The following is a 12,348-nucleotide window of genomic DNA, read 5'->3' on the forward strand; positions in this document are numbered from 1 at the left end:
ACGCTTTAGAAATTAATCTACCCTTCGCTTATATTATAATCATTTTATAAAATATTATTGTGAGTCAGTTAAGTGAAAATGTAACTTAAGTGACATTTTTGATAAAATGTCCTAAATGAGAGGTGAACAGCATGAATAATCAAGATTTACGTGTACAACGAACAAAAAAAGCACTCATTACTACATTCTCAGATTTGCTTGAAACGAAATCTTTTGAAAATATCACCATTCAAGATTTATGCGAAAAAGCAAATGTACGTCGTTCTACATTTTACCGTCATTTCAATGATAAGTATGATTTACTTAATCATATTGTTGGTACATTAATTGAATATTTTCGAACGTTACATTTGCCTGAAATTGATCCAAAAGATCCGAGACAATTTTTCAATAAATTTATGAAAGATATTTTATTTTTCATTAGTGATAACAAAACAATGGTAAAAAGTGTCATTTCTATCAATATTTATAGTGAAGTTTATCAAATTTTATATAATCAAATTTATGCAGTGGTTAAACGACAAATTGAATTTGATAAACAAATTGGACAATTTTACATAGATGAGTTCATTTATGGAGAATTTCTAACTGGAGGCATTTTAAGCGTTATTCTAAACTGGATTCAGTATGGCCAACAATCCATTGATGAAGTGTCTTCAGATATCGTTACCATGATTTGTGGAGCAAGAGAGGTTCATTTAAAGTTATTAAAATAAAACAAGAGCGGAAAACAATATCGTACTGACTTATTAAATTGTTTGATGTTAATCTCACATTTAATAGTACGTTAAAGTTTATCCCGCTTTTATTTAGAACCATTTCCATACTTTTTTAGCATTTACTCGTGGATACGTCGTTTCTGGTAAGAAATCACGTTTGTAGTGCACATAGGCTTTTCCATCTTTATTGATTCGTATATCCCATTTTTTATTATCTTTAGGAACAGTATCATATAAATTTTTATCTACTTTATATGTCTTACCGTCAATCTTATGTTCTCCTTTAGATAACACTTTTTTGTATTCATATTCTTTGCGATAATGTTTAAAAATCGCATTCCCTATTCGATTACGATTGTATTTGGCATTATTATCCATATACGGTGCCACATTCATAACTACTTCATTGAGTCGAAGGTGATTCTGTTGATTAGTTAAAGCAATATTATATCCTTTATCACTCGTACCCGTTTTCAATCCATCTGTACCTTTTAAGTAAAGTGGCTCATGTTTAATTGATAAATTAGTATTGTTAAAAGTATAACCTTTTTGAGTATCTTGGCTAAGTTGCGTTATGTTTAAAAATTTTGGATGTTTGGCGATTAAGTGATGAGATAATATCGCAATATCTTCTGCCGTACTTTTAGGATAAATATCCTGTTTATATTTCTTTGGTGCTTGTTGTCCAAGTAAATCATTAGCAGCACCTGCTGGGTTCACAAAATATGTATACTTCATATGAAAAGCTTTAGCTTGCGCATTCATTTTGTCTGTGAACGTTGACGTATTGCCACTCACTTGTTCTCCTAAAATCATCGCGGCTGAATTGCTTGAAGGTAAGGCCGCCTGTGTTAATAAATCTTTAATAGTATATATTTGACCTTGATTTAAAGGGACAGACGTTAAATTTGGCTTTTTAGATAATTGATCATATGCGCTCGTGATTTTAACTTTATCATCTAACTTAAGTTTTCCTTGATGAACTGCTTCTAATGTTAAATAGATGGTCATCATTTTAGACAAAGAAGCAGGATCCGCTTCTTTATTTCCTTGGAAATTATATAATATTTGGCCTTGTTGTGTCGTAAGCGTTACACCATCAGGTTCATAATTTGAACTTACTGCGACATTACCTTCTTTATTTGTAATATCAACAGGTGTTTCTGCTGCATGAGAGATTGAAGTTCCTAATAATGTAAATAAACTAAGTATTCCAATACTTTGTGTTACTTTCAAAAACATTATATTACCTACTTTTTATTTTTAAAATATTGTATAATATATTTTATAACAACTTTACAGGCGAATTACAACTAAGTATCTAATATATATTCTTTAATTATAAAATAAAGAAGAGTTGAACAAATGGTCTTACGAAGTTTGTCCAACTCTTTTGTTTATACCATACTATTGATAGGATTTATCTCCTTTAAAATATTGACGATCTTTCTCACTATACACCTTACTCGGATCTAAAAATGGCTTTAATTTATATTTAAAATCATATAAATTTAATCCATCAATCGCAACACGATCTTGATAGACACTATCATTGCCGATATCTGTAAAATTATTTGGTCCTACACCTGCTAAAAATTTAAATCCTTCATCATGAACCAGATATTGATATGCTTTAGAACCTCTATCTTGAGCACCATGTGGATAGATAAATAAATCTGTTTTTCCTATAATTGGCTCTACTTCTTTTTTCCAACGTTTCGTGTCACGAACAATTTGATGATATGAGCTATTTGCAAAATCGATATGTCCCCATGAATGACTTGCAAATGTCCAACCATCTCGTTTCATTGCTTTGACTACTTTTTCAGCCTCTTTTTTACGTTTTGGGTAATCTTTATTATTTAACTCATTTGTTCGATAACCTAACACGCCATTATATCCTGTTAGTGCAACGACGCCTTTTTGACCATGGAGTGAAAAGTCAGGATGGTCTTTCACGAATTGATTCAATATAGGTACAATATCATTTGTTTCACTTGTCGTTACCTTACCATTTTTATCTTTAGTTTCAGAAACGACGTGTTGTTTCTGATCTAGCACTAAACGATCTGCATATCCATGACCTCTCATGTACTCATAATAATTCATATCATCAATGGATAAAATTAATGGTTTCTTACCCTTAGGTAATTTTAATTCTTTTCTAGTAACTGTCTTCCCTTTTAAATCATAAGCCTCATGTGGATCTATTAATATGTAATGGTGTTTATAAAGTTCATTTAATGAACGCTTAAACTCATCAGCTGTAATCATCCAATCAAAATTACCCTTAGCTTGATTCTTCTCTTGTGTAAAAGCTACTTTAGGTTCAGTAATCACTGGATGATAAAATACATGTGCAATATCACCTTGATACACTTTCCAATCTTTTTTATTCTGAGTACTTTTTTTCGCATACATATTTGCGATGTTTTCTTTATCCTTGTTAGTGTCTTTCTTTGATGATGACAATGTTGAAAATTGACATGCACATAAAAATATAGATATTAAAACAATAAGCGTGCTAAGTAAATATTTCTTAGTCATATAGTTACTCCTTTAAGTTATATAAATATTATAATACCTTCCAACATTATATAATAATTTTATATTATTTATAATAGATGTTGATTAACTTTTGAATACGCTTATTTTAAAATTGACTTAACACGTTTATATACAACAACTACATATCTAAATCTTTAGCGATATCATTTATTGTAGGCATACCACCTTGTGCGCCAAGTGCTGTAACTGAATGACTAGCAGCGACATTAGCAAATGCAATAGCTTTAGCAAGTGAATAGTCTTTTTGTAATCCGACTGCAAGCGCACCATTAAATGTATCCCCTGCCCCTGTTGTATCTTTTACTTCTCGTTCAATACCTTGAATTTCAACTTGTTCTATACCATCGTAAAATACAGCGCCCAATGCACCTTGTGTCACAATCAGTTTATCAGGATAACGTTCTAAAGCTTGTTCAATGTCTCCTTCAAACATATTTTCACTTTCAGTTTCATTTGGTGTTAAGTATGTCACTTGTTCCAATATATCATCTGAAATGTCTCTATATGGAGCTGGATTTAAAATAGAAGTGAGTTCATGTTCATAGCAATAATGAACAGCGTGAGCGACAACGTCAGCTGGAATCTCTTGTTGAAGTAACACAATATCTCCTTTATTTGCTTTTGACAAAGCTGAGTCTACCAAAGAAACTGTCACTTTATGATTTGCTGAAGGGACAACAATAATACTATTGTCATTATCAGCTAGGGTAATGTGAGCAGTACCTGAAGGTCCTTCTACTTTTTTTACATATTCAACATTTACATAATTATGCTTTAGATTTTCAAGAATTTGTTTACCTAACGTATCATCGCCAATACACCCTACCATGTGAACATGGTCACCTAACCTTGCTGCTGCCACTGCTTGATTCGCGCCTTTACCACCTGGTGTAGTGAAAAATGTATTTCCTAATACGGTTTCACCTTTACTTGGCACTTGGTCAGTCGACACAACCAAATCCATCGACATACTTCCCACAACATAAATATGTTTCATACTAACCCTCTCCTTTTTCTTTCTCATCCATATCATATCTAAATTAGCATAAATAATAAAAAAGAGTGAGATAACACATTCAAAAATAAATGCGATCTCACTCTCATTAATAGGTTCTAGATTTTAACTTCATGCTGCTCTTTACCTGCAAACATCACAAGCCACGTTGCAAAAATAAATGGAGCAGTGAAAATAGGAAGACCAATTGGGGCTAATGTTGTAGCTAATGCACCATGCATCACTACTGTTAATAATAAGCCAGTAATCACTGCAAGGATCGGATTGAATTTTGTTTTAAATGTTGCACCCAACGCAATACCCGTTAATATTGAGTTATAGCCGTACAATCCATCCGTAATAGTGGGATAGTCTCCACCTAGTAATGTGATACATACCACTGCTAAAATACTTGATACTATCGCATAGATACCGCCTTTTACTGAACCAATAAAAATGCCAATAATAATTAACAGACTACCCATCATTGATGTCACTAAGAAAATTTCACTAAAGTTTGTAATCATACCGCTAATAAAATTCACATGTGAATGACTGATGTCTGGATGTTTAATTTTAGTAGGCAAAATATCTATTGTGATATGCATTTTTGAAAATTGCATGCCCATTGCTAAAATTAACCAAGTCATAAAGACAAATGGAAAAGTTAACATGGGTAGACCATATGGTTTTAAAATTTCTCGGATTGCAGCTCCAACTGGTAAAGTAAGAGTGGTCGCCACAATAAGTACAATCCAGTTCATTAAAGATACTTCTAAGAATAATGCTAACCCGATTGCTGTTAATACTGAATTGTATCCAGCTAATCCATCATGGATTTCATCCTCACTATAATTAAAGTACGGCGCTAGAACAAGTGCAATGAGACTTCCCACTGCTGCCCCTAATCCAACTTTCCAATTTGCAATAAATAATCCTATAAGAATACACAGCCCTGACCATTTATTATTCATAAATACGACTTGAGCAATATTTTTTAAGAAAATCTCTACATATTTCATAAACTCACCTTTATTATTTTATTCATTTCCTTTCTAATTATTATACCTTTTAAACACTTTTGTAACATTAAAAATATATACAAATTTAATTTAAAAAGTGATTTTAAATAAATTTAAAAGATAAATTACTTGTTAAAAATATTCTACAGTTTTATGATTAATGTTGCAGTACTTATTTTTAAAAGAAAGAAGGTATAACAGTGCATTTTACTCAACGGGAACAAGATAAATTAATGATCGTGGTAGCTGCTGAAGTAGCGCGTCGACGTAAAGCACGTGGCTTAAAATTAAATTATCCAGAAGCATTAGCACTTATTAGTGATGAATTACTAGAAGGTGCACGTGATGGTAAAACTGTAGCTGATTTAATGAGTTACGGTAAACAAATTTTAAATAAAGATGATGTCATGGAAGGCGTTGATAGCATGTTGACTGATATTGAAATTGAAGCAACATTCCCAGATGGAACTAAATTAATCACTATTCATCATCCAATCGTGTAAGGAGGATTTTTAAATGAAACCTGGTGAAATTAAAATAAAAAATACAGAAGTTGAAATTAATCAAGGTCATTTTGAAACAGTGATCAATGTTAAAAATACTGGAGACCGTCCAATTCAAGTTGGTTCACATTTCCATTTCTTTGAAGCCAATGAAGGTTTAAAATTTGATCGAGAAAAAGCATATGGGAAACACTTAGATATTCCTGCTGGTGCTGCTGTTCGTTTTGAACCTGGTGATGAGAAAAAAGTTCAACTCGTTGAATATGCTGGTAACCGTAAAATTTATGGTTTCAGAGGTTTAGTTAACGGTGAAATTGACGAAGATCGCGTTTATCGTCCAACTGGTGAAAATGATGAATATGCTGCGCCAAAAGGTGATAATGGCGAAAAAAATGTGAACAAAATGGGAGGTAAACAGTAATGAGCTTTAAAATGACTCAATCTCAGTATACAAGTTTATATGGTCCAACTGTTGGCGATGCAGTACGACTAGGTGACACTAACTTATTTGCAACTGTTGAAAAAGATTATGCAAATTACGGTGAAGAAGCAACGTTTGGTGGCGGTAAATCTATTCGTGATGGCATGGCTCAAAACCCTAACGTTACACGTGATGACCGCAAAGTGGCTGACTTAGTATTAACAAATGCATTAATTATAGATTATGACAAAATTGTTAAAGCAGATATCGGTGTTAAAAATGGTTATATCTTTGCCATTGGTAAAGCAGGTAACCCTGATATCATGGATAACGTAGATATTATTATTGGTTCAACAACTGATATTATCTCTGCTGAAGGTAAAATCGTAACAGCTGGTGGTATCGATACACATGTTCACTTTATTAACCCCGAACAAGCAGAAGTTGCGCTTGAAAGTGGTGTGACAACACATATCGGTGGTGGTACGGGTGCATCAGAAGGTGCAAAAGCTACAACCGTTACACCTGGACCTTGGCATATCCATCGTATGCTAGAAGCTGCTGAAGATTTACCAATTAATGTTGGTTTCACTGGTAAAGGACAAGCTGTAAACCACACTGCATTAATTGAACAAATTCATGCTGGTGTGATCGGTTTAAAAGTACATGAAGACTGGGGTGCAACTCCTTCAGCGTTAAGTCATGCATTGGATGTAGCAGATGAATTTGATGTACAAATTGCTCTACATGCTGATACATTAAATGAAGCAGGGTTCATGGAAGATACAATGGCCGCTGTAAAAGACCGTGTTTTACACATGTACCATACAGAAGGTGCTGGCGGTGGACATGCGCCAGATTTAATTAAATCTGCATCGTATCCGAATATTTTACCTTCATCTACAAACCCAACATTACCTTACACACATAATACTGTAGATGAACATTTAGATATGGTTATGATTACACACCATTTAAATGCATCTATCCCTGAAGATATTGCTTTCGCAGACTCACGTATTCGTAAAGAAACGATTGCAGCTGAAGACGTATTACAAGATATGGGTGTATTTAGCATGGTAAGTTCTGACTCTCAAGCTATGGGACGTGTGGGTGAAGTCATTACACGTACATGGCAAGTAGCTCATCGTATGAAAGAACAACGTGGTGCTCTAGAAGGTGATACTGACTATAACGATAACAATCGTATTAAACGTTATATCGCAAAATATACAATTAACCCTGCGATTACACATGGTATTTCTGACTATGTTGGATCAATCGAAAAAGGTAAATTAGCTGACTTAGTTCTATGGAATCCAGCTTTCTTCGGTATAAAACCTGAACTTGTTGTTAAAGGTGGATTGATTAACTCAGCTGTGAATGGTGATGCAAATGCTTCTATTCCAACATCAGAGCCTATGAAATATCGTAAAATGTATGGTCAATATGGTGCAAATAAACAACACACTGCGATTACATTCGTTTCTAAAACAGCATACGAAAATGGTATTTATAACCAACTAAACTTAGAACGTATGGTTCGACCAGTCCATGGTATCCGTAATCTTACTAAAAAAGATATGAAAAATAACGATGCAACACCTAAATTAGATGTTGATCCACAAACATATGAAGTATTTGTAGATGGTGAAAAAATCACAAGTGAACCAGCAACTGAATTACCATTAGCACAAAGATACTTCTTATTCTAGGAGGTACTCAGATGATAGTAGAAGACATTCAAGGCAATATCGCTAACCTTTCTGCAGAGGAAAAACAAAAGCATGTAGAAAAAGTATATCTTGAAAACTCTGATCTGGTTAAACGTATTCAACGTGTCACAACAGATCACGGTAATGAAATCGGTATTCGTTTAAAACAACCTATCGATTTACAATATGGCGATATTTTATATCAAGATGACAACAATATGATTGTAGTAGATGTAAACTCGGAAGATTTACTTGTCATTAAGCCGCGTAACATACAAGAAATGGGAGATATTGCGCATCAATTAGGTAATCGTCATTTACCTGCGCAATTCACAGAAACTGAAATGCTTGTACAATATGACTACCTAGTAGAAGATTTATTAAAAACGCTAGGTATTCCCTATAGCCATGAAGATCGAAAAGTGAATAAAGCCTTCAGACATATAGGTCACTCACATGATTAATCATTCACATTTACGACTATTTCAGTTCTGTGATTCACAATTCCCTACTGGCGCATTTAGTCATTCATTTGGACTAGAAACGTATATTCAACGTCAGACAGTTCATGATGCTACATCATTTAGAGAATGGTTAGAACTCTTTCTAAATGAGCAGTTAACCTATTCAGATGGCCTTGCAATGCGTTTAGTTTATAACGCTTTAAATAATGGTGATACAGAAAAAGTATTACACCTTGATCAATTAATTTATGTCCAAAGTTTACCAAGAGAAACACGTGTAGGTACTAAACAAATGGGTACACGTATGGTAAAACTTGCTATAGAACTTTATGATAGTCCATGGATTAATTGGTATCATCAACAAATGAAAGATAAACGTGCAAAACTGCATCCAGCTATTTGTTTTACAATGCTAGGACATTATTTAGGCGTCGATATTGAAACGATTATTGATTACTATCTATATCAGAATGTTTCCAGTTTAACGCAAAATGCAGTACGTGCAATTCCCTTAGGTCAAACAATAGGACAACAAGTTGTGACGGAGATGATTCCACATATCGAACGGACACGACAACACATTCTCACATTAAGCGAAGAAGATTTCGGTTTAACAGCTCCTGGCTTAGAACTGAATCAAATGGAGCATGAAAACGTAAACGTGAGAATCTTTATTTCATAGGAGGTAATATACATGGCAAATCCAATTAAAATTGGTGTAGGCGGTCCTGTAGGTGCAGGTAAAACACAATTAATTGAAAAACTTGTACGTCGTCTATCAAAAGATATGAGTATTGGCGTGATTACAAACGATATTTACACAAAAGAAGACCAAAAAATCTTAGTGAATACTGGTGTTTTACCAGAAGATAGAATTATCGGTGTGGAAACGGGTGGCTGTCCACATACAGCAATTCGTGAAGATGCATCAATGAACTTTGCTGCAATCGATGAATTATTAGATCGTCATGAGGATATTGAACTTATTTTCATCGAATCAGGTGGCGATAACTTAGCTGCTACTTTCAGTCCTGAATTAGTAGATTTCTCTATTTATATCATCGATGTAGCTCAAGGTGAAAAAATTCCACGTAAAGGTGGACAAGGTATGATTAAATCTGATTACTTTATCATTAATAAAACAGATTTAGCAGAATTTGTTGGTGCATCACTTGACCAAATGGCAGAAGATACTAAAACATTTCGTGGCAATCGTCCCTTCACATTTACAAATTTAAAAACCGACGAGGGTTTAGATAATGTCATTGAATGGATTGAACGCGATGCATTACTTAAAGGATTAGCTTAATGGTACAACATCAATTCGATTCAAAACCTTCTTGGACTGGACAATTGAATCTCACTGTTTTTAATAATGGTGAGCGTTCTGTTGCCCGTAATATCTTTTTCGAAAAAGCGTTAAAGGTTATTCGTCCAATTTATTTAAATTTTTCTACGATTCCAACATTTTATATCGTAAATGTTGGCGGTGGTTATTTAGATGGCGATCGTTATCGTATGGATATTAATGTTGAAGAAGATGCTAAAGTCACTTTGACCTCTCAAGGTGCAACTAAAATATATAAGACGTTAAACGATTGCGTGAAACAATACCAAACATTCAATATAGCAAAAGATGGTTATATGGAATATGTAGGAGATCCTATTATTGCTTATGAAAGAGCAAAGTTTTTCCAACATAACGTCTTTAATTTAGATAAAAGTGCATCAATGTTCTATACCGATATTTTAACCCCAGGCTATTCTGAAAAAGACACACCATTCACTTACGACTACATGCATTTAATTAATGAAATTTATGTAGATGATGTGCTTATCACCTACGATAATTTACGCATGCACCCAAGTGAAACAAAAATGAGTTCGATTGGCTATATGGAAAACTATACACATCTTGGTTCGGCTTATTGTATACACCCTAATATAACGCAAAAATTCATTGAAGATGTGTATGATGAAATTAAAGATTATACAAAGCAATACGATTGCCGTATTGGTATTACGCAATTACCTACACATGGTTTTACAGTACGTGTATTATCTAATCTGACACAAGAAATTGAAGAAGTGCTTACACGCGTCCAAGCTTATATTGCTGATAAATTGTATCATCGTCAACTCGACTTTTTAAGAAAATATTAATTAAAATACACCTTATATCATGAGTATAAAGACTCGATATAAGGTGTTATTTTTTTATACTTATTTTTCTATTTTATTTATTATCATTAAATATATATTGATAGATATCATGCGAAACTTGTTCGAAATCGTCAACATTAAGTGAAAGATAGAATTTGAGTTTAGGTTCTGTTCCTGAAGGACGTAATGCAACAAATCCCTCATCAAAGATCAACCGAATCACATTTGACTTTGGCAGAGATATCGTTTCAATTTTATCATCCCGTTTATTGATTCTCTTTTGACTTTGATAGTCTTCAACTGCTATCACTTTTAATCCGCCCAACGTATCTGGAATGTGTTGACGAAGATGTTCCATTAACGTTGCAATCTCTTGTTGACCTTTTTGCCCTTCAAATACTTTAGATATAGGTTGGTCACAATAATATCCTATTTCTTCGTAAATGTCAGTTAATGCATCGCGTAAGGTTTTGCCTTCATTTTTTAAAATTGACGCATATTTGATCACAAGTGGCACAATTTGAATGGCATCTTTATCTCTCACAAAATCTCCCGCAAGATAACCATAACTTTCCTCGTAAGCAAAGATAAACGCTTCATCGTTATTTAATTCGCGAATGGCCTTGGCAATAAATTTAAAACCAATTAAGACTTCCTTCACAGTGACTCCATGTTGCTTTGCGAAACGTTTTCCTAGTTCACCACTTACAATGGATTGAATCATGACTGGATATTTAGGAAGCGTCGTATGATCAACTAAATATTTAATCATTAACGCACCAATCTCACTACCATTAAAATAGTGAATATGACCATCATGATCTCGTTCAACGAATCCCATTCGATCCACATCAGGATCTGTCGCAATGATTAAATCAGCTTTAGAGTATTGGGCTTGTTTGATAGCTAAATCAAACGCTTCATGTTCTTCTGGATTGGCGCTTTTTACAGAACTAAAATCAGGATCAATTTTACATTGTGAGTCAACAAGTTCAATGTTATTAAAGTGAAGGTGGCTTAGCACCTTCGGAATAATAGGTGTTCCTGTACCATGCAAACTCGTATACACCACATTTAAGTTTGATGGAGGTATGTCACCAATCAATTGGCTAATTTCCGAAAAGTAGTATTTATTAATCTCTTCTGGTAAGGGTAAAATATTTTCTTTAATTAACGCCTCATTTAATTCAATTTCTAAATGAAGTGGATCATCTAATTGCTCAATATAATTAGCCACTTCAAGTGAGGCGATATCATCGAGCTGTGCTCCATCAGCACCATACACTTTAATGCCATTATAGTCTTTAGGATTGTGACTGGCTGTAATCATAATGCCTGCAGATGTTTGAAGAAACCTCACTGCATAGGATAATTGAGGCGTTGTTTGATATGTATCTGATAAATACACTTTTATATGATGTGTTGCTAAAATATGTGCGATAATGTCTGCAAATTCTGCTGATAAATGACGAATGTCATAATGAATGACAATGGAAGGTTGTGCCATATTATCTTGTAAATAATATGCAATTCCTAAAGCTAGACGTTGAATGGTATATCGATTTAAACGTCCTGGACCTAAACCAAATTGACCACGAATACCTGCTGTTCCAAAGGAAAGTGTCGTTTCAAACCCTTCTTGTTGAAATTGATATGATTGTTGGTCATAGAATGTTCCTACGAGACTATCTGCTTTATGTGTTATCCAATTGTCTTTCATCCAATACTCCTCTCATACATGATGTATGTCCTATTCTTTTCTTTAGTATAATCGATATC

The 12,348-nt window shown here is 33.8% G+C and carries 13 protein-coding genes; 8 read left to right on the forward strand and 5 right to left on the reverse strand.

Annotation, left to right across the window (positions count from 1 at the left end):
* The first annotated feature begins 131 nt into the window (after window positions 1-131).
* Entirely contained in the window at window positions 132-716 is a 585-nt protein-coding gene (locus HMPREF2561_RS09040) for a TetR/AcrR family transcriptional regulator (protein WP_017175510.1), read from the forward strand.
* A gap of 93 nt (window positions 717-809) precedes the next feature.
* On the opposite strand, the gene pbp4 is transcribed toward HMPREF2561_RS09040, so the two are convergent.
* The 4 genes from pbp4 to yut all read right to left on the reverse strand — a co-directional run bounded on the left by pbp4 (window position 810) and on the right by yut (window position 5,303).
* On the reverse strand, window positions 810-1,961 hold the full coding sequence (gene pbp4, locus HMPREF2561_RS09045; protein WP_049415835.1) for a penicillin-binding protein PBP4: 1,152 nt from the start codon (window positions 1,959-1,961) through the stop codon (window positions 810-812).
* 165 nt (window positions 1,962-2,126) lie between these two features.
* Window positions 2,127-3,266, reverse strand: a complete 1,140-nt coding sequence (locus HMPREF2561_RS09050) for a polysaccharide deacetylase family protein (protein ID WP_049382243.1) — start codon at window positions 3,264-3,266, stop codon at window positions 2,127-2,129.
* A gap of 139 nt (window positions 3,267-3,405) precedes the next feature.
* A complete protein-coding gene (locus HMPREF2561_RS09055; RefSeq protein ID WP_049379392.1) occupies window positions 3,406-4,284 on the reverse strand; it encodes a ribokinase in 879 nt (292 codons plus the stop codon).
* Window positions 4,285-4,400: 116 nt separating this feature from the next.
* Window positions 4,401-5,303 (reverse strand): urea transporter, encoded by a 903-nt coding sequence (gene yut, locus HMPREF2561_RS09060; protein ID WP_048683235.1) that lies wholly within the window; start codon window positions 5,301-5,303, stop codon window positions 4,401-4,403.
* A 200-nt stretch (window positions 5,304-5,503) separates the two neighbouring features.
* Here yut and HMPREF2561_RS09065 point away from each other — a divergent pair, with 200 nt between their 5' ends.
* The 7 genes from HMPREF2561_RS09065 to HMPREF2561_RS09095 are packed head-to-tail and all read left to right on the forward strand — an operon-like array spanning window position 5,504 to window position 10,569.
* Window positions 5,504-5,806, forward strand: coding sequence for an urease subunit gamma (locus tag HMPREF2561_RS09065; RefSeq protein WP_002449337.1), 303 nt, complete (start codon window positions 5,504-5,506; stop codon window positions 5,804-5,806).
* Between the two features lie 13 nt (window positions 5,807-5,819).
* Window positions 5,820-6,227, forward strand: coding sequence for an urease subunit beta (locus HMPREF2561_RS09070; RefSeq protein WP_017175515.1), 408 nt, complete (start codon window positions 5,820-5,822; stop codon window positions 6,225-6,227).
* Complete coding sequence (gene ureC / locus HMPREF2561_RS09075; RefSeq protein ID WP_017175516.1) at window positions 6,227-7,942, forward strand: urease subunit alpha; 1,716 nt, start codon at window positions 6,227-6,229, stop codon at window positions 7,940-7,942. The genes HMPREF2561_RS09070 and ureC overlap by 1 nt, the downstream gene beginning before the upstream one ends.
* Before the next feature lie 11 nt (window positions 7,943-7,953).
* Window positions 7,954-8,406: an urease accessory protein UreE gene (gene ureE / locus HMPREF2561_RS09080; protein ID WP_002449547.1), complete on the forward strand. Its 453-nt coding sequence runs from the start codon at window positions 7,954-7,956 to the stop codon at window positions 8,404-8,406.
* Window positions 8,399-9,088, forward strand: a complete 690-nt coding sequence (locus HMPREF2561_RS09085; RefSeq protein ID WP_017175517.1) for an urease accessory protein UreF — start codon at window positions 8,399-8,401, stop codon at window positions 9,086-9,088. Before ureE ends, HMPREF2561_RS09085 begins: the two co-directional genes overlap by 8 nt.
* 12 nt (window positions 9,089-9,100) lie before the next feature.
* The gene (ureG, locus tag HMPREF2561_RS09090; protein WP_017175518.1) at window positions 9,101-9,715 is read left to right on the forward strand and encodes an urease accessory protein UreG; all 615 of its coding nucleotides are present in this window, start codon (window positions 9,101-9,103) and stop codon (window positions 9,713-9,715) included.
* On the forward strand, window positions 9,715-10,569 hold the full coding sequence (locus HMPREF2561_RS09095; RefSeq protein ID WP_017175519.1) for an urease accessory protein UreD: 855 nt from the start codon (window positions 9,715-9,717) through the stop codon (window positions 10,567-10,569). Before ureG ends, HMPREF2561_RS09095 begins: the two co-directional genes overlap by 1 nt.
* A gap of 73 nt (window positions 10,570-10,642) precedes the next feature.
* On the opposite strand, the gene HMPREF2561_RS09100 is transcribed toward HMPREF2561_RS09095, so the two are convergent.
* Window positions 10,643-12,289, reverse strand: coding sequence for a phospho-sugar mutase (locus tag HMPREF2561_RS09100; protein WP_048761906.1), 1,647 nt, complete (start codon window positions 12,287-12,289; stop codon window positions 10,643-10,645).
* Window positions 12,290-12,348 lie beyond the last annotated feature (59 nt).

The sequence above is a fragment of the Staphylococcus sp. HMSC069E10 genome, from assembly GCF_001809205.1.
GTDB classification, from domain to species: Bacteria; Bacillota; Bacilli; order Staphylococcales; family Staphylococcaceae; genus Staphylococcus; species Staphylococcus hominis.

Coding starts and splice junctions, on each gene's coding strand:
- HMPREF2561_RS09040 (WP_017175510.1), top strand. CDS start 132: ATGAATAATCAAGATTTACGTGTACAACGAACAAAAAAAGCACTCATT.
- pbp4 (WP_049415835.1), bottom strand. CDS start 1,961: ATGTTTTTGAAAGTAACACAAAGTATTGGAATACTTAGTTTATTTACA.
- HMPREF2561_RS09050 (WP_049382243.1), bottom strand. CDS start 3,266: ATGACTAAGAAATATTTACTTAGCACGCTTATTGTTTTAATATCTATA.
- HMPREF2561_RS09055 (WP_049379392.1), bottom strand. CDS start 4,284: ATGAAACATATTTATGTTGTGGGAAGTATGTCGATGGATTTGGTTGTG.
- yut (WP_048683235.1), bottom strand. CDS start 5,303: ATGAAATATGTAGAGATTTTCTTAAAAAATATTGCTCAAGTCGTATTT.
- HMPREF2561_RS09070 (WP_017175515.1), top strand. CDS start 5,820: ATGAAACCTGGTGAAATTAAAATAAAAAATACAGAAGTTGAAATTAAT.
- ureC (WP_017175516.1), top strand. CDS start 6,227: ATGAGCTTTAAAATGACTCAATCTCAGTATACAAGTTTATATGGTCCA.
- ureE (WP_002449547.1), top strand. CDS start 7,954: ATGATAGTAGAAGACATTCAAGGCAATATCGCTAACCTTTCTGCAGAG.
- HMPREF2561_RS09085 (WP_017175517.1), top strand. CDS start 8,399: ATGATTAATCATTCACATTTACGACTATTTCAGTTCTGTGATTCACAA.
- ureG (WP_017175518.1), top strand. CDS start 9,101: ATGGCAAATCCAATTAAAATTGGTGTAGGCGGTCCTGTAGGTGCAGGT.
- HMPREF2561_RS09095 (WP_017175519.1), top strand. CDS start 9,715: ATGGTACAACATCAATTCGATTCAAAACCTTCTTGGACTGGACAATTG.
- HMPREF2561_RS09100 (WP_048761906.1), bottom strand. CDS start 12,289: ATGAAAGACAATTGGATAACACATAAAGCAGATAGTCTCGTAGGAACA.